At 60.2% G+C, this 25,290-nt stretch carries 20 protein-coding genes; 18 read left to right on the top strand and 2 right to left on the bottom strand.

Going from position 1 to position 25,290, the window contains the following annotated elements; translation table 11 throughout:
* Positions 1-19: 19 nt before the first annotated feature.
* The 5 genes from NXC24_RS08690 (at position 20) to exoR (ending at position 8,003) form a co-directional block, all read left to right on the top strand.
* A complete protein-coding gene (locus tag NXC24_RS08690; RefSeq protein ID WP_199773543.1) occupies positions 20-691 on the top strand; it encodes a protein-L-isoaspartate O-methyltransferase in 672 nt (223 codons plus the stop codon).
* A 242-nt stretch (positions 692-933) separates the two neighbouring features.
* Positions 934-1,863 carry a DUF2497 domain-containing protein gene (locus tag NXC24_RS08695; protein ID WP_104825080.1) on the top strand — a complete coding sequence of 310 codons (930 nt, stop codon included), beginning with the start codon at positions 934-936 and terminating at the stop codon, positions 1,861-1,863.
* Positions 1,864-1,984: 121 nt separating this feature from the next.
* Positions 1,985-4,828 (top strand): valine--tRNA ligase, encoded by a 2,844-nt coding sequence (locus tag NXC24_RS08700; RefSeq protein ID WP_104822917.1) that lies wholly within the window; start codon positions 1,985-1,987, stop codon positions 4,826-4,828.
* 411 nt (positions 4,829-5,239) lie between these two features.
* Positions 5,240-6,493, top strand: a complete 1,254-nt coding sequence (locus NXC24_RS08705; RefSeq protein ID WP_104822918.1) for an OmpP1/FadL family transporter — start codon at positions 5,240-5,242, stop codon at positions 6,491-6,493.
* Between the two features lie 706 nt (positions 6,494-7,199).
* Entirely contained in the window at positions 7,200-8,003 is an 804-nt protein-coding gene (exoR, locus tag NXC24_RS08710) for an exopolysaccharide production regulator ExoR (RefSeq protein ID WP_104822919.1), read from the top strand.
* Positions 8,004-8,012: 9 nt separating this feature from the next.
* Here the strand turns inward: exoR and xth are convergent, their stop codons facing one another.
* Complete coding sequence (xth, locus tag NXC24_RS08715) at positions 8,013-8,804, bottom strand: exodeoxyribonuclease III (protein WP_104822920.1); 792 nt, start codon at positions 8,802-8,804, stop codon at positions 8,013-8,015.
* A 130-nt stretch (positions 8,805-8,934) separates the two neighbouring features.
* Positions 8,935-9,267, bottom strand: coding sequence for an iron-sulfur cluster insertion protein ErpA (erpA, locus tag NXC24_RS08720; RefSeq protein WP_104822921.1), 333 nt, complete (start codon positions 9,265-9,267; stop codon positions 8,935-8,937).
* Positions 9,268-9,582: 315 nt separating this feature from the next.
* Here erpA and NXC24_RS08725 point away from each other — a divergent pair, with 315 nt between their 5' ends.
* From NXC24_RS08725 to NXC24_RS08785, 13 genes are all read left to right on the top strand, one after another.
* A complete protein-coding gene (locus NXC24_RS08725) occupies positions 9,583-10,800 on the top strand; it encodes a deoxyguanosinetriphosphate triphosphohydrolase (protein ID WP_104822922.1) in 1,218 nt (405 codons plus the stop codon).
* 54 nt (positions 10,801-10,854) lie between these two features.
* The gene (gene argS, locus NXC24_RS08730; RefSeq protein WP_104822923.1) at positions 10,855-12,615 is read left to right on the top strand and encodes an arginine--tRNA ligase; all 1,761 of its coding nucleotides are present in this window, start codon (positions 10,855-10,857) and stop codon (positions 12,613-12,615) included.
* 62 nt (positions 12,616-12,677) lie between these two features.
* Positions 12,678-15,545 (top strand): SPOR domain-containing protein, encoded by a 2,868-nt coding sequence (locus NXC24_RS08735; RefSeq protein WP_104822924.1) that lies wholly within the window; start codon positions 12,678-12,680, stop codon positions 15,543-15,545.
* A 113-nt stretch (positions 15,546-15,658) separates the two neighbouring features.
* On the top strand, positions 15,659-16,672 hold the full coding sequence (nagZ, locus tag NXC24_RS08740; protein ID WP_104822925.1) for a beta-N-acetylhexosaminidase: 1,014 nt from the start codon (positions 15,659-15,661) through the stop codon (positions 16,670-16,672).
* A gap of 123 nt (positions 16,673-16,795) precedes the next feature.
* On the top strand, positions 16,796-17,641 hold the full coding sequence (locus NXC24_RS08745; RefSeq protein WP_104822926.1) for a ScpA family protein: 846 nt from the start codon (positions 16,796-16,798) through the stop codon (positions 17,639-17,641).
* A gap of 40 nt (positions 17,642-17,681) precedes the next feature.
* The gene (gene scpB, locus NXC24_RS08750) at positions 17,682-18,380 is read left to right on the top strand and encodes an SMC-Scp complex subunit ScpB (protein ID WP_104825081.1); all 699 of its coding nucleotides are present in this window, start codon (positions 17,682-17,684) and stop codon (positions 18,378-18,380) included.
* A gap of 235 nt (positions 18,381-18,615) precedes the next feature.
* The gene (locus NXC24_RS08755) at positions 18,616-18,819 is read left to right on the top strand and encodes a twin-arginine translocase TatA/TatE family subunit (protein WP_104822927.1); all 204 of its coding nucleotides are present in this window, start codon (positions 18,616-18,618) and stop codon (positions 18,817-18,819) included.
* A gap of 55 nt (positions 18,820-18,874) precedes the next feature.
* On the top strand, positions 18,875-19,564 hold the full coding sequence (gene tatB / locus NXC24_RS08760; protein WP_104822928.1) for a Sec-independent protein translocase protein TatB: 690 nt from the start codon (positions 18,875-18,877) through the stop codon (positions 19,562-19,564).
* Positions 19,561-20,388 carry a twin-arginine translocase subunit TatC gene (tatC, locus tag NXC24_RS08765; protein ID WP_104822929.1) on the top strand — a complete coding sequence of 276 codons (828 nt, stop codon included), beginning with the start codon at positions 19,561-19,563 and terminating at the stop codon, positions 20,386-20,388. Before tatB ends, tatC begins: the two co-directional genes overlap by 4 nt.
* Before the next feature lie 100 nt (positions 20,389-20,488).
* On the top strand, positions 20,489-21,772 hold the full coding sequence (serS, locus tag NXC24_RS08770; protein ID WP_104822930.1) for a serine--tRNA ligase: 1,284 nt from the start codon (positions 20,489-20,491) through the stop codon (positions 21,770-21,772).
* 72 nt (positions 21,773-21,844) lie between these two features.
* A complete protein-coding gene (surE, locus tag NXC24_RS08775) occupies positions 21,845-22,618 on the top strand; it encodes a 5'/3'-nucleotidase SurE (protein WP_104822931.1) in 774 nt (257 codons plus the stop codon).
* Complete coding sequence (locus tag NXC24_RS08780) at positions 22,615-23,268, top strand: protein-L-isoaspartate(D-aspartate) O-methyltransferase (protein ID WP_104822932.1); 654 nt, start codon at positions 22,615-22,617, stop codon at positions 23,266-23,268. Before surE ends, NXC24_RS08780 begins: the two co-directional genes overlap by 4 nt.
* A 170-nt stretch (positions 23,269-23,438) precedes the next feature.
* Complete coding sequence (locus NXC24_RS08785) at positions 23,439-25,214, top strand: peptidoglycan DD-metalloendopeptidase family protein (protein WP_104822933.1); 1,776 nt, start codon at positions 23,439-23,441, stop codon at positions 25,212-25,214.
* The last annotated feature ends 76 nt before the right edge of the window (positions 25,215-25,290 follow it).

The following is a 25,290-nucleotide window of genomic DNA, read 5'->3' on the forward strand; positions in this document are numbered from 1 at the left end:
CCTTTGGGCGCGAGAGGATATGATGGATTTCGAAGCAGCACGCGTGAAAATGGTCGAGAACCAGATCCGCACGACGGATGTCACCTCCCATTCCGTGTTGAACGCGTTTTTGACGGTACCGCGCGAGAATTTCGTGCCGGAGAAGTCGAAGCTCCTGGCCTACATCGACAATGACATTGAGGTCAGCCCCGCAGCTTCCGGCAAGCCGGCGCGTTTCCTGATGGAAGCCTCGCCGCTGGCAAAGCTGCTGCAGCTCGGTGAAATCACCAAGGAAGACAAGGTTATCGATGTCGGCTGCGGCACGGGTTACGTCTCGGCACTCCTGTCGATCCTTGCAGGCACCGTTGTCGCACTTGAATCCGATGAGGCGCTGGCTGCAGAAGCCAAGGCCAATCTCGCCGCGCTCGGTCAGGCAAACGTGACCGTCGTTACCGGCGAGTTGGAAAAGGGCCATGCCGGCAGCGGTCCCTATGACGTGATTTTCGTCGATGGTTCGGTCGAAGAAGTGCCGCAGGTGCTTCTTGACCAGCTTGGCGAAGGTGGCCGGTTGATCGTCGTCCTCGGCTATGGCCACGCCGCGCGCGCCACCGTCTTCATACGCGAGCGTGGCGCCCTTTCCGAAAACGTCTTCTTCAACGCTTCGGTCAAACCGCTGCCGGGCTTTGCCAAGGCCAAGGCATTCGTATTCTGACCGCTTAAGCGGTTGAACCATCCTTTTGAGACGGGCGCTTCGGGCGCCCGTTTTTCGTTGGGCATTTGGAGAGAGAAGTCCACAATATCAGGTGATTCGCAGCCACCGTAACAAAACTGTGCATCAGGTGGCTTAGTGCTATCGCGGTGATTTTTTTCCCAAGGGTAGTATTCTACGCTGGCGCTGATTCGGGCGCTGCTTTGGCGGGAATCCGGTCGTTGTCTGGGAAAACGGGGATGAATATGGCTCAGCCAAGTGTAGTGCGTGAACCGTCCATGGAAGAGATTCTGGCGTCGATCCGCCGGATCATCGAGAACAACGAGCCCGGCGCCGGCAAATCCATTTCGCCGTCTCTGCCTGCTGTTTATACCCTTGCCGATGATGAGCAGGATGACGATATCCACCTGACGGTCGATGATCAATTTGCTGCTGCCGAAATGGATGACGTGCCGTCGGCCGCAGCCGCTGTCCCCGAGCCGCGTTTTGTCGCCGCCAATTCGCAGATTCCGATGCGCGAGCCGGAAGCGCCCGCCCGCACCATGTCGCTCGCCGATGTCGCCGCGCGCGTTCGTGCCGCTTCCGAGCGCAATGCCGCACAACTGAATTCGGCGCGCGAAACGCCGCAACCGCGCGAATTGCCGCCGGCCATGGCCGCGCGTCTTGCCGAGCCGCGTGTCGATCCGGTCGCCGACGTGCCCTTGCGTAGCGCGATCGCCGAAGCGCCTGCACCGGCAGTGACCTCGCCGGTCGTGGCCCCGCCCGCCGCTGCCCTTCTCGCCGAAGCTGTGGTTGCACCAGCCAAGATCGAACCACAGCCTGAGTCGATCGAAGAGCGCAAGGCTGCTGCCATTGCTCCTACTGCGGCCGCTTCAGTTGAGATGCCGGTTTTCAATCAGCCGCCATCTACGACAGCCGCGGATCGCTACCTGCCGCAAGTGCAGGCTGAGCTTACATCCTCGTTGATGTCGGAAGCGGCCGGTGCGCAGGTTGCCCGTTCCTTCGGCGAGCTCGCGGCTGCCATCGACGGCAGCGAGCGCCGGTCGCTTGACGAAATCGCCCAGGAGATGCTGCGGCCGATGCTGCAGGAATGGCTGGACGATAATCTGCCGACTCTGGTCGAGCGTCTCGTGCGCGAGGAAATCGAACGAGTGGCCCGCGGCCCGCGTCGCTGACAGCCTGAGCCCCGGGTAGACGATCCGCCGCTCCGGCTTCCGGGGCGGCTTTTTTATTGACTTGCCCGCGACCATCCTATTTACAACCCGCATCACCGAACCCTCCAGATCCGGTCCCCAAATGCTCGACAAGACCTATGATTCCGCCGCCGTCGAACCGAAGATCGCCCAGAAATGGGATGAGGCCGACGCCTTTCGCGCTGGTGCGAACGCCAAGCCCGGCGCGGAAAGCTTCACCATCGTCATCCCGCCGCCGAATGTCACCGGTTCGCTGCACATGGGCCATGCGCTGAACAACACGCTGCAGGACATTATGGTGCGGTTCGAGCGCATGCGCGGCAAGGATGTGCTCTGGCAGCCGGGCATGGACCATGCCGGCATTGCCACGCAGATGGTTGTCGAACGCCAGTTGATGGAGAGGCAGCAGCCCGGCCGCCGCGACATGGGTCGTGACGCCTTCATCGAAAAAGTCTGGGAATGGAAGGCGGAATCGGGCGGCCTGATCTTCAACCAGTTGAAGCGCCTGGGCGCTTCCTGCGATTGGTCGCGCGAACGCTTCACAATGGACGAGGGCCTGTCCAAGGCTGTTCTCGAAGTCTTCGTCACGCTCTACAAGGAAGGACTGATCTATCGCGACAAGCGGCTGGTCAACTGGGATCCAAAAATGCTGACGGCGATTTCGGATATCGAAGTCGAGCAGCATGAGGTCAACGGCCATCTCTGGCATCTGCGCTATCCGCTCGAAGAAGGCGTCACCTATCAACATCCGATCGCTTTCGATGAAAGTGGCAAGCCGACGGAATGGGAAACGCGCGACTATCTCGTTGTCGCCACCACCCGCCCGGAGACCATGCTCGGCGATACCGGCGTCGCCGTTCATCCGAGTGACGAGCGCTACAAGGCGATCGTCGGCAAGCATGTTATCCTGCCGATCGTCGGCCGGCGCATTCCGATCGTTGCCGACGAATATCCGGATCCGACCGCGGGTACCGGCGCCGTCAAGATGACGCCGGCGCATGATTTTAACGACTTCGACGTCGGCCGGCGTCGCGGCCTGCGCGTCGTCAATATCCTGACAGCCGATGCCCATATCACCATCAAGGATAACGAGGATTTCCTCGAAGGTGTCGACAATCCGGCGGCGTTGCATGGCGCCTGGGATGAGCTTGAGGGTAAGGATCGTTTCGAAGCCCGCAAGATCATCGTCCGCATCTTCGAAGAGGCTGGTCTGCTCGATAAGATCGAGCCGCACAAGCATACCATCCCGCATGGTGACCGTGGTGGTGTGCCGATCGAACCGCGCTTGACCGAACAATGGTATGTCGATGCCAAGACGCTTGCCGAACCGGCAATCGCCTCCGTTCGCGAAGGCCGCACCAAGCTCGTTCCGAAGAGCTGGGACAAGACCTATTACGACTGGATGGAGAACATCCAGCCCTGGTGCATTTCCCGACAGCTCTGGTGGGGCCACCAGATCCCGGCATGGTATGGTCCGGACGGTCAGGTCTTCGTCGAGAAGACGGAAGAAGAGGCGCTGCAGGCCGCCATCCAGCATTATCTTTCGCATGAAGGGCCGATGAAGGCCTATGTCGAGGACTTGCTGGAAAACTTCAGGCCGGGCGAAATCCTGACGCGTGACGAAGACGTGCTCGATACCTGGTTCTCCTCGGCGCTCTGGCCGTTCTCGACGCTCGGCTGGCCGGATGAGACGCCGGAACTGGAGCGCTACTATCCGACCAATGTGCTGGTCACCGGCTTCGACATCATCTTCTTCTGGGTTGCCCGCATGATGATGATGGGCCTGCATTTCATGCAGGACGAAAACGGCGAGCCCGTCGAGCCTTTCCACACGGTCTATGTTCACGCCCTAGTGCGCGATAAGAACGGGCAGAAGATGTCGAAGTCCAAGGGCAACGTCATCGATCCGCTCGAACTGATCGACCAGTACGGCGCCGATTCCCTGCGCTTTACGCTGGCGATCATGGCGGCGCAGGGTCGCGACGTGAAGCTCGATCCGGCCCGCATCGCCGGCTACCGTAATTTCGGCACCAAGCTTTGGAACGCTACGCGCTTTGCCGAGATGAACGGCGCGAAGAGTGATCCGCATTTTGTCCCGGAAGCAGCCGAACTCACTGTCAACCGCTGGATCCTGACGGAGCTTGCCCGCACTGAGCGTGATGTTACCGAAGCGTTGGAGGCCTATCGTTTCAATGATGCCGCCGGCTCGCTCTATCGCTTCATCTGGAACCAGTTCTGCGACTGGTATCTCGAACTCTTGAAGCCCGTGTTCAGCGGTGACGACGAGAACGCCAAGGCGGAGGCGCAATCCTGCGCCGCCTACGTTCTGGAAGAGACCTATAAGCTGCTGCATCCCTTCATGCCCTTCATGACCGAAGAGCTGTGGGCGCATACGGCAGGCGAGGGCAGGGAACGCCATGGCCTGATCTGCCATGCGGACTGGCCGGCGCCCTCCTATGCCGACGATGTCGCTGCCGATGAGATCAACTGGTTGATCGATCTCGTCTCAGGTTTGCGCTCCGTACGCTCGGAAATGAACGTGCCGCCGGCCGCCACCGCGCCGCTGGTGCTCGTCGGCGCCAACAGCCTGACGCGCGAACGCCTGTTCCGCCATGACGCGGCGATCAAGCGGCTGGCGCGTGTCGAGAAGATTTCGCTCTCCGACACCGCGCCGAAGGGTGCGGCGCAGATCATCGTCGGCGAAGCGACAGCCTGCCTGCCGCTCGGTAACCTCATCGACCTCGCTGCCGAAAAGGCGCGTCTCGAAAAGGGGATCGCCAAAAACGAACAGGAAATGGCCCGCATCGTCGGCAAGCTCTCGAACGAGAAGTTCGTCGCCAATGCTAACCCGGATGTCGTCGCCGCCGAGCGCGAGCGCTTGGGCGAACTCGAAGGCCAACTTTCGAGCCTCAAGGTTGCGCTTGACCGGGTCAGCGAAGCCGGCTGAAGAAGCTGTAACAATCTGAATGTAAGGGTACGCAGCGAAGGCAGCGTGCCCTTTTTCTTTGCGCGGCTGATTCGATGGCAAGCGTCAGAAAAATGTGTCGCTTTTCAAGACACTCCAGCTTCGCACAGGCAAGAAAGGTTACCCCTAAATTGGTAGGGTTTATTGAAAAGCCGGACTGTTGTCAGATTGTAACAGAATTGTTGCAGTGTGGAATGAAAATCTAACCGGGGCCCATTATAGAGATTAGAGAAGCAAAAAATGCCTAAACTTGGCTATGATTGGGCGTGCAGATCACTTTCTTACGTAAGTCAATCAATATCTCACAACATTGTGGATTGCCGGCGCCGCATTGCCAATTCGGGTGATCGTCGCAACAATCGGATTAATGAATACGAAATCGGGGGAGACACAATGGCATTTCGTATTGCGCTGAGGGGCGCATTTGCATTCATTATCGGCTCGTCATTCGCCAGCGCCGCTTTTGCGGGCGGGCTTGATCGCGCCGGCTACGATATTGACTTACTTTTCGATAAGGGACGTTACGTTTTCGAGTCCGGCGTGACCTATGTGATGCCCGACCGTAAGCTGAAGAATGCAAAGGACATCGATCCGACCGATGGCAACCTCAATGGCCGTCCGCATTCGGTCGATGCCGGCGAGAATTTTGCGGTGCCTTATATCGGCTTCAAGATCGGCATTACCGATGACATCGACTGCATGGCCGATTACTCCGAGCCGTTCGGCGCACACACCAATCCGGGTCTGAACTGGGCCGGCGCCAACAATGAAATCGAGACCAAGGTGCGTACGCACAATTATGCGGCGACCTGCTCTTACAAGTTCGATGCGGGTCCGGGTCAGCTACGCCTGATCGGCGGCGGTTTCTATCAGGAAGTCAGCGGCTACAAGTCCCGTCTGGTCTCCGTCGTTCCCGCTCCGTTTTCCGCCGTCTATGACGGTGTCGGCTCGCTGGATGTCGACGGTCATGGCTGGGGCTGGCGCGCCGGTCTTGCCTATGAGATCCCCGAATATGCCCTCCGTACCAGCCTCGTTTACAACAGCCGGGTCAAATACGATAACCTCAAGGGCACCGTCGATCTGACGGAACTGCCGCCGGTCCGCGCGTTCTTCGGCAAAGCCACGTCCGTCTTCGGTTCGGCCGATGCACCGGACTCCTTGGAATGGAAGGTGCAGAGCGGCATCGCGCCGGACTGGCTGGCCTTCGGTTCGGTCAAGTGGACCAACTGGAGCGTTCTGCAGAGCATCGCGCTTTGCCCGACCTCCACGCGTGGCATATCCTGCCATACGGGCGGCGCGACCGAGCTCACCTCGCTCGATCTGCTTTACCAGGATGGCTGGACGGTCACCGGCGGCATTGGTCATAAGTTCAATGACCAATGGAGCGGCGCGCTCAGCTTGAGCTGGGATCGCGGCACAAGCCAGGGTTATGGCTTGAGCTCGGATACTTGGACGCTCGGTGCTGGTCTTTCCTACAAGCCGACCGAACATGTCGAGTTCACCTTCGCCGGCGCGCTGGGCCTGCTGACCAGCGGCAAATCCGGCACCATCACCTCCAACGGCATCACCTACGGCAATGACGCGACCTACAGCTACGGCAATGATCTCGTCGCGGCATTGTCGACGTCGATGAAGGTTAGATTCTAAGCATAAATCATTGAACTGAAGCAGCTTTCGAGGTCTCGTCCTCGCCGCTTCAAGCGATTCCCGCGCCGCGAGCCCTTTTTGGTCTCGCGGCGTTTTAATTCCAAGTTTGGCGCCAAGCCGTTTTCAGATCCGACCGGCAAAACCGTCTCACCTAGCGTTTCGTGGTTAACGAAACCTCAAGATCGGCAAACTCTTTGTGACGAATCAGCAACACTTTATTTCAACAGATTACGGGCGTGTATCCGGCGCCCAATTTGTCCATTTCCCGCCACAAATGGGGAGCAGCGATTATACGGGCACAGGGGAAGGCCTTAGTAGAAAGTGCGTAAACGGTTGATGGGTCAGTTTACACTTCGGAAAAAAGAGCAATTCGGGATCGGAACGGTGACGTTCACGACGCAGCCGGAAACGCATTATTTCCCGAAGGAATCATACACCCGTTCGATCGTAAATCTCTCTCTTTGGACAGCGAAGCGGCGGGCTGTTTCAAGGGCGACATGTGACCGCGTCAGCGTGGATGCTCGTTTGGACATAATTTCAGACTACGCTCGGAAATGTGGCGAACGGCGTTGGGCTGGTGTCCTGCAGACCTCCTCAAAAGGGGATCTCGCTGGTTTGCGCGCCGGTAGGGAATACATTCGCAGGCCTTACGGTGCAGATGGGATCACCGTAGCGGATGCGAATGGAGCGAAAGAAATCGACTGTTATGTTTAAGTCCGAGTTCATATCAGCGAGAATGATGATGCTCAGCCTGTCGCTTGCCACCTCTGTGGCACTCGCAGGCCAAGCCCTGGCATTCGATATCAATGCGGGTGTCACAAAGGAATCGGGGCCCTTCGATCTCTTCAAATTCGGCTTCCGGGCCTACAAGAATGGCCAGAAGGAAGAGGCGGTCGAAGCCTATCGTTACGCCGCCGAGAAGGGGCACACTGGCTCGCGTTGGGCGCTGGCCAATATGTATGCCGACGGCGATGGCGTGACCCAGGACGATTTCGAAGCCTTCAAGATCTATAGCGAGATCGCCCAGCAGGGTGTAGAGCCCGGCTCCGAAGATACCGGCTTCTTCATCAACGCACTGCTTGCGCTCGCCAATTACTACAAGACCGGCATTGCAAACAGCCCGGTCAAGGTCGACCTCAATCAGGCGCGCCAGCTCTATTTCCAGGTCGCATCGACCTTCGGCGTTCCCGAGGCGCAGTTTCAGCTCGCGCAGATGATGCTGGCAGGTGAGGGCGGCTCGGCCAATGTGCAGCAGGCCAAGAAGTGGCTGAACCAGGCCCGTAAGAGCGGCCATCCCGGCGCAATGTCCGTCTTTGGCAATATTCTCTTCCAGGAAGGCCAGTCAGTGCGCGGCCTCGCCTTCATGACGGCGGCGCTCGAAAAGTGCAAGCCGAAGGATTGTCCATGGATGCAAGACCTGCAGGAGCAGGCCTTCTCGATAGCCAGCGAAGACGACCGTCGCGTCGCCGTTTCCATGGCGCATCAACTGGACGTCGCCGGCGCCGAATAATCCCCGATCTCAGCCTTGAAAATCGAAATGCGCAATGACGGGAACGTGGTCCGACGGCTTTTCCCAGGCACGCACGTGCTTTTCGATTGCAGCCGACGTCAGGCGATCGGCCGCTTCCGGCGAAAGCATTAGGTGATCGATGCGAATGCCGTTGTTCTTCGGCCAGGCGCCCGCCTGGTAATCCCAGAAGGAATAAAGCTTGGTCGCGTCCGTCGTGGCGCGCACCGCATCGGTGAAGCCGAGATGCTCGAGCTGGCGGAAAGCCTGGCGGGTTTGCGGCAGGAACAGCGCATCGTTTTCCCAGACTTTCGGATCGAAACAATCATGCGGTTCCGGGATGACGTTGTAGTCGCCGGCGAGGATGATCGGCTCCTCAAGCTCCAGCCGACCGACGGCGAATTTCCGCAGGCGTTCCATCCACGCGAGCTTGTAGGGATATTTTTCCGTATCGATGGGATTGCCGTTCGGTAGATACAGGCAGCAGACACGAAGCGCGCCATGCCCCGGCACAGAGAACACCGCTTCGATGAAGCGGGACTGCTCATCGGCGTCATCGCCAGGCAGGCCGCGCGTCACTTCGTCGGGCTTCATCTTGGACAGGATCGCCACGCCGTTGAAACCCTTCTGCCCATGCGTCTCGGCGTGATAGCCCAGCGCTTCAATCTCAAAGCGCGGAAAGCCTTCGTCGACCGTCTTGATCTCCTGCAGGCAAACGATATCGGGATCGGAGTCCTTCAGCCACTGGCACAGGTTCTCGATACGCGCCTTGACGCCGTTGATGTTCCAGGTGGCGATCTTCATGAAGGGACGGCTCCTCTGCTTCGGTTTTTCTTTTATCCGCAGCAAACGACCTTGGCCACCCGTCCAAATGAAAACCGGCCGTAAGCAACAGCTTCCGACCGGCAATCAATCTGTGGAAAAATCAGCAGAGTCAGATCGAAAAACTCGTGCCGCAGCCGCAGCTTGCGACCGCATTCGGATTCTTGATCTGAAAGGACTGACCGAGCAGATTATCGACGAAATCGATCTCGGAGCCGGCCATATAGACCAGCGACAATTGGTCGATCAGTACCGTAGCGTTGCCCTTTTCGACAACGATATCATCTTCTTGCGGTCCGTCGGCAAGATCGAATTTGTAGGAGAAGCCGGAGCAGCCGCCGCCTTCGACGGCGACGCGAAGCGCTCGCTTGCCGGTTTCGGCGCTGACGATGGCGGCGATTCGCTTTGCCGCTGCATCCGATAGGGTTACACTCGTCTCAGTCATGCCTTCCTCCTGCCGGGGTCAAGATCCGGAGAGAACCAATGAGCCGTCCGCCTTTCAAACGGCTGATATCCATAGCCTTTATCATGAAAGTGCGGCCGTTGACAGCTATGGTTTCATGGTTGAGCCATGTGCCATTTTGCTGTTTTTCTTTGGTATAGGTATGAAGGCCGTGAAGCGGCGTCAATGGGCCAGAGCATCCCGCGTTTGAATGGCATCATCAAAATGCGGAGAAGATGCTCTGGATTGGAAGGAATGGGGCGACTTTCACGCGTTCAATCGAAAGCGCGGGCGCTCTAACGCCGGAATGGATGGATAATGACGATCGACAGGCATGCATTGGGTTTCGGTTATGGTGAGCGGGCTATCTATGCGACCGATCCCCGGGAATCGCGTGGACGGCTTTATGAAGAGGGATCGAGCCCGACGCGCTCCGATTTCCAACGCGACCGCGATCGCATCGTGCATACCACCGCTTTCCGACGGCTGAAGCACAAGACGCAGGTTTTTATCGCGCAGGATGGCGATCACTATCGTACGCGCCTGACGCACACGATCGAGGTGGCGCAGATCGCCCGCGCCTTGGCGCGCGCCCTGAAGCTCGACGAGGATCTTGCCGAAGGCGTGGCGCTCGTCCACGATTTCGGCCACACCCCCTTCGGCCACACCGGTGAAGACGCGCTGCATGAGGTGCTGCTGCCCTATGGCGGCTTCGATCACAACGCGCAATCGCTGCGCATTGTGACGAAGCTCGAGCGGCGTTATGCCGAATTCGATGGTTTGAATCTCACCTGGGAAACGTTGGAGGGGCTGGTCAAGCACAACGGTCCGCTGCTGACATCAGATGGCAAGGGCACGCGCGGCCCCGTGCCGCAGCCGATCCTCGACTATTGCGAAATCCACGATCTGGAGATTGCGACCTTTGCGAGCCTTGAGGCGCAGGTGGCGGCAATCGCTGACGACATCGCTTACAATACCCATGACATCGATGACGGCCTGCGCTCCGGCTATCTGAATTTCGAGATGCTGGAGGAGATTCCATTTCTTTCGGCGCTGATGGCCGAGGTGAGGGCGCTTTATCCGCATCTGGAGCCGAGTCGCTTCACGCATGAGATTATGCGCCGGCAGATCACCCGCATGGTGGAGGATGTGATCTCCGTTGCGCAAAAAGCGCTGGGCGAGATCAGGCCGAGCAACGTTGCCGATATCCGCGCTGCTGGCCGCATCATCGCCACCTTCTCTCCGGAAATGGCCGAGACGGACAAGCAGATCAAGCAGATGCTCTTCAAACGTATCTACCGCCATCCGGATATTATGCGCATCCGCGCCGGCGCAGCACAGATCGTCACCGATCTGTTCCGCGCCTATATGGACAATCCCCAGGAGATGCAGAGCCATTATTGGGTCGACCATATCGCCGGCCTCGCCGTTGCCGCCAAGGCTCGCCATGTCGGCGACTATCTAGCGGGGATGACCGATACCTACGCCATCAGCGCCCACAGGCGTTTGTTTGACCAGACTCCCGATTTGCGATAGGCAGCGGCGGCGTCGGGCCGACAGGGCCCGCCCAAGCTATGCGTGGACACTATGATGAACCTTTTCACCGATTTCGAAGTCAGAATTAAGAACGCTCTTGAACAAATTGATATTGTGAAGGAAAAGCGATCCGAACTCGACTTTGGACGCATCGGCGTGGAGCCGCCGCGAGATCCCAGCCACGGCGATGTCGCCACCAATGCGGCCATGGTGCTGTCGAAGCCGCTCGGCACCAATCCCCGCGCGCTCGCTGAGATCATCATCGGCAAGCTGAAGGAAGATGCCGATGTTGCCGAGGTTTCGGTGGCTGGCCCCGGCTTCATCAATATTCGCCTTTCGGTTGGCTATTGGCAGCGCCTGCTGGCGACGATGATCTCCGAAGGCCAAAAATTCGGACGCTCGACCCTTGGTGCAGGCCAGAAAGTCAACGTCGAATATGTCTCCGCCAATCCGACGGGGCCGATGCATGTCGGCCATTGCCGCGGCGCCGTCGTCGGCGATGCACTGGCGAATCTGCTCGGTTTTGCCGGCTATGACGTTACCAAGGAATATTACATCAACGACGCCGGCTCGCAGATCGATGTGCTGGCGCGGTCGGTCTTCCTCCGTTACCGCGAGGCGCTTGGCGAGCAGGTCGGCGACATCCCGGCCGGTCTCTATCCCGGCGACTATCTCGTTCCGGTCGGTGAGGCACTGGCGAAGGAATTCGGCACCAAGCTGCGTGGCATGCCGGAAGATCAATGGCTGCCGATTATCAAGGAACGCGCCATCGACGCGATGATGGCGATGATCCGTGCCGATCTGGAAGCGTTGAACGTCCATCATGACGTCTTCTTCTCCGAGCGGACGCTGCATGCCAATGGTGCCGCCCTGATCCGTACCGCGATCAACGACCTGACCTTCAAGGGATACGTCTACAAGGGCGCGCTGCCGCCGCCGAAGGGACAGTTGCCGGAAGATTGGGAAGATCGTGAGCAGACCCTGTTCCGTTCGACGGAAGTGGGTGACGACATCGACCGTCCGCTGATCAAGTCGGATGGCTCCTATACCTATTTCGCCGCCGACGTCGCCTACTTCAAGAACAAGTTCGACCGAGGCTTCAACGAGATGATCTATATTCTCGGCGCCGACCATGGCGGCTACGTCAAGCGGCTGGAAGCCGTGGCGCGTGGTGTTTCGGACGGTCAGGCGAAACTGACGGTGCTGCTGTGCCAGCTCGTCAAGTTGTTCCGTAATGGCGAGCCGGTGAAGATGTCGAAGCGCTCTGGCGACTTCGTCACGCTGCGCGACGTGGTCGAAGAAGTCGGCCGCGATTCTGTACGCTTCATGATGCTGTACCGGAAGAATTCCGAACCTCTGGACTTCGACTTCGCCAAGGTGACCGAGCAGTCCAAGGACAATCCTGTCTTCTACGTGCAATACGCACATGCGCGCTGCATGTCGGTTTTCCGGCAGGCCAAGGAAGCCTTCCCCGATCTCGATATTGCCTCGCTCGATCTGGCAAAAGCGGTCAGCGGCGCGATCTCCGATCCGACCGAATTACAGCTCATCGCAAAGATTGCGGAATTCCCGCGAATCATTGAGGCTGCAGCCCAGTCGCAGGAGCCTCACCGCATCGCTTTTTATCTTTACGATCTGGCAAGTTCCTTCCATGGACATTGGAATAAAGGTAAAGATTTACCTGAATTACGATTTGTTAACGATAAGAACCGAGAATTAAGCATTGCCAGACTTGGGCTGGTGCACGCTGTCGCGTCGGTTTTGAAGTCAGGTCTTGGTATAACCGGGACCGCAGCACCGGATGAAATGCGATAAACGTCACCATTTACCCACATTGCGCTGGCATTTATCTGTAGCGTTTGCGAGTGGATTGGGTGATGGCAGAAAAACAGTTGGCGTATCGCGCAAGCGGAAACGACGAGTTCTTTGCGGATGATGATCCGCTTGCCGAACTCGCCCGCATCGTCGGTTTCGAGCCGCGGCCTGCCGCCCAGGCGGCGCCCGCAGCCCAGCGGCAAGAGCCGGCCTTCGATCTCGAAGATGAGCTCTTGCGGGAGTTCGAGCGTTATGATGCGCCTCGTTTGAGTCCTGCTGATGACATTCCGGTCTCGCCGGAAGATCAGCCTTTTGCCGGCGAAGCCCAGCTCTCGCATCCGGTCGAGCCGGTGCGCAGCGAACCTCAGTTTGCCGAGTTGCCGCAGCCAGTGGCTCCGGCCAAGCCAACCGTCGGTGCACGCGATCTGATCGACGAACTGGAAATGTCGATCGCGCCGGCCTTGCAGCCAGCTCCTGCTCCGCAGCCCGTTCCGGCACCGCAGGCGGTAGCTCCGGCTCCGAAGCCTGCGCCGCTGCCGCAGTCCGCTGCCGCCACCGTGCGGCTGCCGCTTGCTAATTTCACCGTTGCGGCTCCGACGCAAGCAAAGCCTTTGGCTCAAGCTCCGGTCGCGCCGCCGGTTGTTCAGGCGCAGCCGCCCATCGAAACGGCGCTCGATTTCGATCTGCCGATGATGCAGGACCTGCCTCAGCCTCGGCCCGCCGTGGCTCAACCGGATGCGCCGGTCGCCAGGGCGCCGGAGCCCGTCCAGATGGACGCTGCGGCTCTTTCCGCCGAAATCGACGATCTGCTGGCCGATGTCGACCGCTATCCGGTTCCCTCCAGGGGTGCCGCGCCGACGGCGAAGGTCGAGCCGAGCTTCGATATTTTCGGCTTGGAGCCCAAGGCGCCGGCAGCACCTGTTGATGCCCCCGTCGCTGCTGTGACTGCGCCCGTTGCTGTGCCTCCGCAGCGCGAAGAGCCAAAGCCGATCGCTCTGGAAGCCGAAGATCCCTTCGCCGGCCAGGACTTCGAGTTCGATCTCGCAGATATCGAGATGGAACTTGCCGAGCTCGATTTTGCCGAAACGAACAAGTCCGCACCGATCCCGCAGCCTGCGCCCGCTCCGGTGGTTGCGCAGCAGCCTGCTCCGATTGTCTCTCGGGCAACCCCGGTAGCGCCGCCTCCGGCTGCTCCCGTCGTCACTGTGGCAGCGATGACTGCCGCAGCTGCTGCGCCCAGCGTCATGCAGCCTCCGCGTCAGGAGCCGGCTCCGCAGCGCCCGGCTGAGCCCGTCGCTGTTGCTACAGCTCCGATGGCCCGCAAGGCTGCGCCTGTTCTTGATGCCGATCAGGCTCTGCCATTCGATCCGTCCGAAATCTCCGATACTGAAGATCGTGTCGAGAACTTCGAAGGCTCGCATGTTCCAAACCTGCCGCCGGTCGAGCCGGAAGAGCCGATCGTAGTGCCGCCGGAATATGATTTCGACATCGACTCGGAGATGGCGAGCCTGTTCGGTACGCCCGCCAAGGAAGCGGCCCCCGAGCCGATCAAGCCGGCTGCCGCAGCCGCCCTCGGCGGCGCCGCGATGGCCGCATCCTGGTCCAAGAATGCGGCAGCAAAGCCTGCTGCTGTGGCCAAACAGCCTGCAGAGGAATTCGACGAGTTCGAACGGGCGTTGGAAGAGGATTTCCGCCGCAGCTACCGTGAAGCGTCCAATCCGGTCGAGAACGTCGCCCGCATGACGCTGAACCCGGCCGCTGTGGCCGGCCGTCGTCCGGCGCGCTCGTTCCGTGGCATGGCGACCGCCGCTGCCGTCATCGCAGTTCTGGGTCTTGGCGCCTATGGTATCTACGGCTGGGTTCGTCACGGTTCGCCGATTTCGACCTTCTCCGGCGAGCCGCGCGTCATCACTGCCGATGCCGATCCGGTCAAGGTCGCTCCGGAAAATCCAGGCGGCACGGTTGTTCCCAATCAGGACAAGGCTGTCTACGACCGCGTGGCCGGCGACAGCACTGCGGCGCCGAAGCAGAAGGAACTGGTTTCCTCCAATGAGCAGCCGGTGGATGTCGTCCAGAAGACGCTGATCCCCGAATCTGTATCGCCTGACGACGGCAGCGACGATCAGGTCACTCCGACTCCGGTCGGCGAAACTGAGGATCCGCGGCTGTTGCCGAACCAGAACGGCAACAATGCCAATACGGCCGCCAACGATGATTCGCAGGTTCCGTCGGTATCGCCGCGCAAGGTGCGCACGATGATCGTCAAGCCAGATGGCTCGCTGGTTGCCCGCGAGGAGCCGGCTGTCGACAACACCACGACGGCCGCCTCTCCGGCTTCGACACCGAAGACGCCGGCTGCAAAACCGCCGGTCGGCAATCAAGTCGCCTCCGCCGATCTTCGCCCCTCGACGGCAGAGACGCAGGCCTCGCAACCGGCTGCGGACCAGGCCGACGACGGCGACTCAGCCAGCGCCGAAAGCACGCCGATCCGTGTCGTGAAGACGACTCCGGTTCCGACCTCGCGTCCGGCACAGCAGCCGGCCAAGGCCGCCCCCGCCGTCCCTGCCGCTGCCACAAATAACGCCGCCGCCGCGCACCCGGCTCCGGCTCAGCCGAAACCGCAACAGGTCGCGTCGGCGAGCCCGGCTGCGGCCCAGGCTGCTCCGGCCGCGTCGGCAAGTGCAAGCGGTGCTTACGGCGTTCAGATCGCTTCGCTGCCTTCCGAGGCGGAAGCGCAGAAGTCGCAGGCCAATCTGAAGGTCAAGTTCGCCAGCGTCATCGGTGGTCATCCGCTCGAAATTCGCAAGGCCGATATCGCTGGCAAGGGCACCTACTATCGCGTCCGCGTCGTCGCCGGCTCCAAGGATGAAGCTGCCGACATCTGCCAGCGTTACCGCGCCGCAGGCGGCACCTGCCTGATCTCTAAATAGGAGATCGAGGCCCCAAGATTGTTGAAAGCGGCGGGCCGAGGCTCGCCGTTTTCTTTTGTGTATCTCGGTTTGAGGTTATTCGCATTTCGCGAGGTGGCCTTTATGATTCGAACATGACCGAATCAAAATCCATGATCCTCGGCTGTAGCGGCCATTCCATCACGCCCGAAGAGCGTTCCTTCTATCAGTCGGAACAGCCATGGGGCTTTATCCTGTTTGGACGCAACATTTCCGAGCCCGCGCAGATAGCCGATCTCGTCGCTTCGTTACGCGATAGCGTCGGCCGTGATGCACCGGTATTGATCGATCAGGAGGGGGGCAGGGTGCAGCGCATCCGTCCGCCGATTCTGCCGCATTATCCGTCCGGCCAAGCACTGGGCGATATCTATCGCAAAGATCGCGAACAGGGCCTGCGCGCCGCCTGGCTGATGTCGCGGCTGCATGCCTTCGATCTCCTGAAGTTCGGCATCAACGTCGATTGCCTGCCGGTGCTCGACGTGCCCGTCGAAGGTTCGAGCAATGTTATCGGCAACCGCGCCTATGGCGGCGATCCCGCGACGGTGACGGAGATGGGGCGCGCGGCCGCCGAAGGTCTGAAGGCTGGCGGCGTGCTGCCGGTGATGAAGCACATGCCCGGGCATGGCCGCGGCTTTGCCGATTCGCATCATGAATTGCCGGTCGTCACGGTTCCGCGTGCGGAGCTGGAGGCGCATGATTTTCCGCCCTTCGTGGCGCTCAAGGACGAGTTGATGGCAATGACCTGCCACGTCGTCTTTACCGACATCGACCCCACCAATCCGGCGACGACGTCGCGCAAGGTCATCGACGAGATCATTCGCGGCCATATTGGCTTCCAGGGGCTGCTGCTTTCCGACGATACCTCGATGAACGCTCTAGCCGGCACAATCGGCGAGCGGGCGGCGAATATTGTTGCGGGCGGATGCGATATCGTGCTGCACTGCAATGGCGTCATGGATGAGATGCAGCAGGTGGTGCGTAATGTTCCGGTGCTGGCCGGAGCTTCTCTGGCGCGTGCGAAAGCGGTCGAGGCAGCCTTCGGCCGCAACGACGGTGCCGACGAGGCTTCGATCCGCGCTGAATTCGACGCGATATTTGCGGTGGCGTAAGACCGAACTCTACAGCGCCGCGCGTCTTTTAAGACGCGCTAAGGACGCTGTAGCGCTTTGAAATGCTGCATAATTCCTTAAATCGGTACCGATTTAAGGAATTATGCAGTAGGGATCTGAAAGGTGAACAAGGTGGACGGCACGGAAAACAGCCTGCAGGCGGCGGCGCCGATGGACAAGCTGTGGCAGGACAATAGTGCCGAGCGCGGCATGCATGAGCCTGCCCTGGTCGTCGATATCGCCGGTTTCGAAGGCCCGCTCGACCTTCTGCTGCATCTTGCCCGCAACCAGAAGGTCGATCTGTCGCGTATCTCCGTGCTGGCGCTCGCCGAGCAATATCTGTTGTTCATCGAGCGTGCCCGCCGGATCCGTATCGAGCTTGCCGCCGATTACCTAGTCATGGCCGCCTGGCTCGCCTATCTCAAGTCGAAGCTGCTCATTCCGCAGCAGAGCAAGGAAGACGGTCCGACCGGCGAGGAAATGGCCGCAACGCTTGCCTTCCGGCTGAAGCGTCTGGAGGCGATGCGGGATGCGGCAACCGGCCTCGTCAACCGCAATCGTCTCGGCCGCGACGTCTTCGTCCGCGGCGCGCCCGAACATATTCCCGACCGGCGCCAATCGGCCTATGACGCAAGCCTCTATGATCTCTTGACTGCCTATGCCGGCCTGCGTCAGCGCCAGGCGATCACGCAGGTAACGATCGAGCGTCGCCGCGTTTGGTCGCTGGTCGACGCCCGGACGATCCTCAACCGCATGATCGGCGAGATCACCGACTGGACTGCCTTGGAACACTATCTGCTGCGCTATATGACCAGCGCGAGCGAGCGTGTCACCGCCATCGCCAGCGCCTTTGCCGCCTCGCTGGAACTCGTGCGCGAGGGCAAGCTGGAAATCCGCCAGGAGGGCGCGTTTCAGCCGCTCTATATGCGTCGCGGGCCGAACCATATAGAACTCGAAGCGGCGGAATAGAGCAGGAGCGAGCGTGACCGGCCCGGACGACGACCACCATATGGACGATGAAGCGGCTGCGCCGACAGAGCCGGCCGTCGACGAACACCTCATCCGCGAGGCCGAACGCATCGCCGAGGCCTTGGTCTTCGCCTCCGCTCAGCCGGTGTCCGAAGGTTTTATCGCCGATCGCGTTCCCCGCGGCATCGATGTGCGCTCCATCATGCAGCGTCTGAAGGCCGATTATGCGACGCGTGGCGTCAATCTGATACAGGTCGACGGCGCCTGGGCTTTTCGCACGGCCGCCGATCTTTCCTTCGTAATTCGCCGCGATGACAACGAGGTGCGAAAACTGTCGCGTGCAGCACTCGAAGTCCTGGCCATCATTGCCTATCACCAGCCGGTGACGCGCGCCGAGATTGAAGATATCAGAGGCGTGCAGACCTCCAAGGGGACGTTGGACGTCCTGATGGAATCCGGCTGGGTTCGGTTTCGCGGTCGCCGGCGCACCCCCGGCCGTCCGGTGACGCTGGGTACGACGCGGGATTTTCTCGATCATTTCGGGCTGGAAGAGCTGCGAGACCTTCCCGGTCTCGAGGAATTGAAGGGGGCAGGGCTGCTTTCGGGCCGTATTCCCGCCAACTTCAACATTCCGTCGCCATTGATGAGCGACGAATTGACCGAGGACGAAGATCCGATCACGCAACTGGATCTGGAGGAACTCGGCCTTCTGGCGCCAGGCGGCGCTTCGGACGAATAAGCGGGTCGTTGCAGGCCGATTGGCCGCGCAAAGCTTTTTTCCAGACAGTGACAGCAAGTCTCGGTTTTGCCATTAGCGGCTTCTAATATGTGGGCCGTTCTCCTCATTTGGAGATGTTCGACTGCGGCTTTGGCGCTCGCTATCCCCAAGTGCGCCGGTGCAGCACATTTTGGTGTTTGAAAAACGTCCGTAAACGTCTTACATCGGGAAGACGTTGAAATTGGGAGTTATCGCAATGGGTTCTCTAAGCATATGGCACTGGCTTATCGTCCTGGCCATCGCGCTGTTGTTGTTCGGCCGTGGAAAGATCCCGGAGCTGATGGGTGACGTTGCCAAGGGCATCAAGAGCTTCAAAAAAGGCATGAGCGACGAGGATGAGACGCCGTCTCAGACGACAGCGTCCCGCACGGTTGAACACAAGGCCGACGAATCGAAATAATCATGTCGGGTGCGCAGGGAGTTGAGACGCTCGCTGTCGGCCCAGGAGCCTTTTCATGTTCGACGTAGGCTGGTCTGAGCTGCTGGTTATCGCCGTCGTGGCGCTTGTGGTCATTGGCCCTAAGGAACTGCCGGCAACGTTGCGGACAATCGGCAAAATGACGGCGCGGGCCCGAAAAGTGGCGGGCGAGTTCCGCGCGCAATTCGATGAGGCCATGCGCGAGGCGGAGCTGGACGATGTGCGCCAGACGATCTCCGATGCGCAAAAGCTCAATCCGGTCAATTCATTGCGGGAAGCAATGAACCCGCTGCGGCAGATGGGCAACGAGATCAAGGCCGACTTGCAGCGTTCGACGACCGCCGATCAGCCCGTCGCGGCAACATCGACACCGGCCGAACCTGTGTCCGAGCCGTCCATGGGGCTGCCGGAAATGCCTCCAATCGTTCCGGCAGCTAACGAGGCCGCACCGGCCGTATCGTCCGCGCCGCTTATGCCGCAGCCGGCCGCCGTTGCTGGGGAAGCGCCTGCTAAGCCGAAAGCTGTTCGCAAGCCTCGGGCAAAAGCACCGGGCAAGACGGACGAGGTCGCTGCTGCGCTGGTCGACACATCGGTTGTCGCGGAAAAGCCGAAGCGGGCGCCTCGCAAGGTTGCAGCGGCCACGGCCGATGCTCCAGCCGCCGCGGCCTCTCCCAGGAAGCGCCCTGCAGCGAGCAAAACAACGCCTAAGAAGAAGGACGAGGCATGACGGGTGACATCGACGATAAGCCGCAGCCGCTTATCGAACACCTCATGGAATTGCGCACGCGGCTGATCTGGTCGCTGGTGGCGTTTTTCATTGCCTTCATCGGCTGTTTCGCCTTTGCCAAGCACCTCTTCAACTATCTGGTCTACCCATACAAATGGGCTGTCGTCTGGGCGCATCTCGATGTTACCAAGGCCGAGCTGATCTATACCGCACCGCAGGAGTTTTTCTTCACGCAGGTGAAGGTCGCCATGTTCGGTGCGCTGGTGATCTCTTTCCCGATCATCGCTGCACAGGTCTATAAATTCGTCGCGCCCGGGCTCTACAAGAACGAGCGTTCTGCTTTCCTGCCGTTCCTGATCGCATCGCCGATTCTGTTTTTGATGGGCGCCGCACTCGTCTACTTCTTCTTCACGCCCATGGTGATGTGGTTCTTCCTGAAGATGCAGCAGGCACCGGCCGATGGTCAGGTGGGCATTGCGCTGCTGCCGAAGGTCTCGGAATATCTCAGCCTCATCATGACGCTGGTCTTCTCCTTCGGTCTCGTCTTCCAGCTTCCGGTCATCACTACGCTGCTGGCGCGCGTCGGCCTGCTGACATCGGCTTGGCTGGCGCAAAAGCGCAAGTTCGCGATCGTCTTCGCCTTCATCGTCGCCGCCGTGCTGACGCCGCCGGATCCGATGTCCCAGATCGGCCTTGCACTGCCGACGATCCTTCTCTACGAGATTTCCATCTACGCGGCGCGACTCGTGGAACGCCAGCGTGCCCGGCAAGCGCTCGAGGAGAGTGACGAGACGTCCGATGTCGCCAAGACGGATAGCGTCTGAGCGGCAGGTCCGCATCGTCTTTCCATAAGGTTCTGCCGGTTTAATCTCCGTCCGAAATCTCGGGCGGAGTCATCATCTTGTGCAACGACCTGGAACGACGATGCTTGATATCAGATGGATTCGTGAGAATGCCGAGGCTTTGGATGCAGCGCTTGCTAAGCGCGGAGCCGAGCCTTTGTCGCAAAGCCTCATTGCGCTCGACGAGAAGCGCCGCTCCGTCATCCAATCCGTCCAGGATATGCAGTCTCGCCGCAACGCCGCTTCGAAGGAAATCGGCGCGGCCATGGCGCAGAAGAACACCGAGCTTGCCGAGAAGCTGAAGGCGGAGGTCGCCGAGATCAAAACGTCGCTGCCGGCCGCGGAAGAAGAGGAGCGCGTGCTGACGGCCGAGCTCAACGACGCCCTGTCGCGCATTCCCAATATTCCGCTCGACGACGTGCCGGTTGGCAAGGATGAGCACGATAATGTCGTCAAGCATGCCTGGGGCGCCAAGCCGACCTGGAACCATCCGCCGAAGGAACATTACGAGATCGGCGAAGCGCTCGGCTACATGGATTTCGAGCGCGCTGCCAAGCTCTCCGGCTCGCGTTTCACCGTGCTGACCTCGCAGCTTGCGCGCCTGGAACGGGCGCTCGGCCAATTCATGCTGGACCTTCATACAGGTGAACACGGCTATACCGAAGTCAGCTCTCCGTTGATGGTGCGCGACGAGGCCATGTTCGGCACCGGCCAATTGCCGAAATTCGCCGAGGACCTGTTCAAGACCACGGATGGCCGTTGGCTGATCCCGACTGCCGAAGTAACGCTGACCAACCTCGTCTCCGGTGAAATCCTCGATCAGGAGAAGCTGCCGCTGCGCTTCACGGCGCTGACGCCGTCTTTCCGGTCGGAAGCAGGTTCGGCCGGTCGCGATACGCGCGGCATGCTGCGCCAGCACCAGTTCTGGAAATGCGAACTCGTTTCCATCACCGACGCAGAAAGCTCGATTGTCGAGCACGAGCGGATGACCGCCTGCGCCGAGGAAGTGCTGAAGCGTCTTGGCCTGCATTATCGTGTCATGACGCTGTCGACCGGCGACATGGGCTTCGGCGCCCGCAAGACCTACGACCTGGAAGTATGGCTGCCGGGGCAGGACACCTATCGCGAAATCTCCTCCTGCTCGGTCTGTGGCGATTTCCAGGCGCGGCGCATGAATGCCCGCTATCGCGGCAAGGACGACAAGGCTACGAAATTCGTCCACACGCTGAACGGCTCCGGCACTGCCGTTGGCCGCTGCCTGATCGCCGTTGTCGAGAATTATCTGAATGACGACGGCTCAGTCACTGTTCCGGACGCACTGCTGCCATATATGGGTGGTCTGAAGAGAATCGAGCGGGCAGCCTGATTTGACGGGACATGATTTTGTCCGAAAACCGCTTCGCGCTATTCGGGATCATGTTTTTGAGCGGTGGGGGCAATGCGGATACTTCTGACCAATGACGACGGCATTCATGCCGAAGGACTGGCCGTGTTGGAGCGCATCGCCCGCACCATGTCCGATGACGTCTGGATCGTGGCGCCGGAGACGGATCAAAGCGGCCTTGCCCATTCGCTGAGCCTTTCCGAACCGTTGCGTCTGCGCAAGGTCTCCGACAAGCATTATGCGCTGCGCGGTACGCCGACGGATTGCGTCATCATGGGCATCCGCCAGGTCATGGACATCAAGCCGGACTTGGTGCTCTCAGGCGTCAATTCCGGCTCCAACGTTGCCGACGATGTCACCTATTCGGGCACGATTGCCGGCGCGATCGAGGGTACGCTGCAGGGCGTGCGCTCCATCGCGCTGAGCCAAGCCTATGTGCATGAGAACGGGACACGGGTCGTTCCCTGGGAGGTGGTGGAGGCGCATGCGCCCGCGCTTCTCAGCAAGCTTATCGATGTCGACATGCCCGACGGCACCTTTCTCAACTTGAACTTCCCGAACTGCCAACCGGACGAAGTTTCGGGCACAGAAGTCACCGCGCAGGGCAATCTCGCCTTCAATCTCCAGGTCGAGGAACGGGCCGATGGCCGTGGTTTCCCGTATTACTGGTTGCGCTTCGGCGAACGCAGCGGCATCTTTCGCCCCGGCACCGATATCCATGCCTTGAAACAAAATCGTATTTCGGTAACTCCTTTGAAACTCGATTTAACGGATTATTCGGCGCAAGACCGCGTGGCGCGGGCGCTCGGGTACGGAGTAGCGGATTGACATCTCGTCTGGTCGAGAAGGAAGGCTTTGCAGCCGTCGTGCTGCGGCTGCGGGCCGAAGGCATATTGGACATCGATCTGATGACGGCCGTCGAACAGACGCCGCGCCTACCCTTCGTGCCGCTGCAATTTGCCGATGATGCCTATTCCAGCCGAACGATCCCGATCGAATGCGGTGCCTTCATGGAAGGCATCGATCTCGTCGTCCGCATTCTGCATAGCCTGAAGATCAAGCCAGGCCATCGCGTTCTCGAAATCGGAACCGGCAGCGGCTTCACTGCTGCCGTCATGGGCCGCATTGTCGAGCGGGTGCTGACGGTCGATCGCTACAAGACGCTGACGACGGCAGCGCAGCAGCGCATGGATACGCTCGGCCTGCGCAATGTCATCATCCGCCAGGCTGACGGCAGCGTCGGTTTGCCGGGCGAGGGGACTTTCGATCGCATCCTGGTGACCTCCGCCTTCACCACCATGCCGCGCTTCTTTGCCGAGCAATTGGTTTCCGGCGGGTCGATGATTGCGCCGTTGATACTTTCAGACAATGTCTGCCGCATGGTGCGTCTCACCAAGACCGGCAGTCGCTTCGAGCGCGAGGAACTCTTCGATGTTCCTTATCAGCCGATCGTGCCGATGCTCGCCTCTTATCTTTGAGGCCTAATTTAGATTGAAATCCTTGGAAGTATCCCGCGAACGCGGGGTTTCATCTTCTATGGTTAGCAATTCCTCAAAAAAACACATGTGACGCCAGTGCTTTAACCGCATGGTAAGATTAACGCGCTTTAATCGACCCATAATCGGTTGCGTCTCAAGTGGGTCGAGTCATGGGTTTCAGTCTTTCGTCAAACTTCGGTAAATCGGCAGGGAAAGTCTTGGTGGCCGTTCTCCTGGCGAGTACCGCGACAGCTTGTAGTTCGGACACGACGCGCTTCGGCGGGCTCTTTGCGGGCTCTCCGGATCAGACGACGACCGGCTCGATCAATCGTCGCGGCTTGAATGGGGCAGATGGCGATCCCGTGCCGCGTGCCGATCTCGCCCAGGGCGGCGGTTATCAGCAGCAGGATTATTCGCAGCAGAACGCACCGGTGACGAGGCCATATCCGAATTCTCCGGCCCGTTATAATCCATCCTATTCGAGTGCTCGCGTATCAAGCGCTCCCGTCGCGATCCAGCGGACCGAGCTTGCAGCGCCGACTGCTTCCGCAGCGCCGGTTCGCTCGCATGTCGCCTCCAAGGGAGAAAGCGAAGCGCTTGCCCAGCCGTTCCCCGCATCGCGTGGCAAAGCTGCGGTATCCCGCGCAGAACCGGCTCTGGCTCCGGATACGATGTCGACCGGCACGATCAAGGCGCCGACTGCCGCAGCACCTTCATCCGGCTGGACGGCAGTCAACGCGCCAAGCGTCACGCTGCGTCCCGGCGAAAACATAAGCCTGCTGTCGCGCCGCTACGGCGTTCCGGAAAAAGAAATCCTGCGCGCCAACGGCTTGAAGAACAGCGCCAGCGCTCAGCCCGGCCAGCAGATCATCATCCCGACCATGAACGGTGCCGGTGCTCCGAGCCCGGCCAAAGTGGCCTCGGAAGCGACCGACCTTTCCAAGGGTGGCAAGATGCCCGCGCCGGTCAAGGCTCCGGAGCAGGATGCCGTGGTGCTGCCATCCAACGGTCAGATGCGTGGCAAGTCGCAGGCCGGCCTCGCCGATCCCAGCAAGCTCGCTGCCGGTAACGGCAAGGGTCCGCAGCCGAAGGGCGATGGCACCTATGTCGTCAAGCCGGGTGACTCGCTTGCCAGGATCGCGAAAAACGCCGGCGTCAGCGTCGATGCGCTCAAGCAGGCAAACCACATACAGTCGGGCGGCGGCGTCCGTATCGGCCAGACGCTGAAGCTGCCGCACGGTGCAGTTGCCGAGGCCGAACCGGTGAAACCCGATCCGGTAAAAACCGCCTCGATCGAGCCGCAAAAGTCCGCCGTGAAGTCTGTTGCAGTGCCGGCCATGGAGCCGAAGCAGGCGGCTGCTGAGCCGACCGTAAAACCGGCTGCGAAAGCCGCCGCGACTAAGACTGCCGCCGCAGAGCCGGCAGCAAAGGCAGCGCCCAAGGCCGTCGCCGCAGCGCCGGCCGCCGATGCCGCCAAGCCCCAGGCGGTCGCGGCCGCAGCGCCGACCCAGTCCGTCGGCGACGCCGCCGCCAAGGCCGACGTGCAGGCGGATGCTCCGGAAGCGACGGGGATCGGCAAATACCGCTGGCCAGTCCGCGGCGCGGTCATTGCCGGCTATGGCTCCAACGTCAACGGCAGCCGCAACGACGGTATCGACATCTCGGTTCCGGAAGGCACCCCGATCAAGGCCGCTGAAAACGGTGTCGTCATCTATGCCGGCAACGGCCTGAAGGAACTCGGAAACACCGTCCTCGTCCGTCACGACGACGGCACGGTCACGGTCTACGGCCATGCCGATGCACTTAGCGTCGCCCGTGGCCAGAAGGTTCAGCGCGGCCAGACGCTGGCCACGTCCGGCATGAGCGGTGACGTCAAGCAGCCGCAGCTTCACTTCGAAGTCCGCAAGAATTCGGCCCCGGTCAACCCAATGACGTTCCTTGAATAGGTAGTGCGTCTCAAGGAGTCTGCAAAAAGCCCGGCTACCACCGGGCTTTTTGTCGTTCTAAAGCGCATCGCGATCT

Origin of the sequence: Rhizobium sp. NXC24, assembly GCF_002944315.1 — a bacterium.
Classification (GTDB): domain Bacteria; phylum Pseudomonadota; class Alphaproteobacteria; order Rhizobiales; family Rhizobiaceae; genus Rhizobium.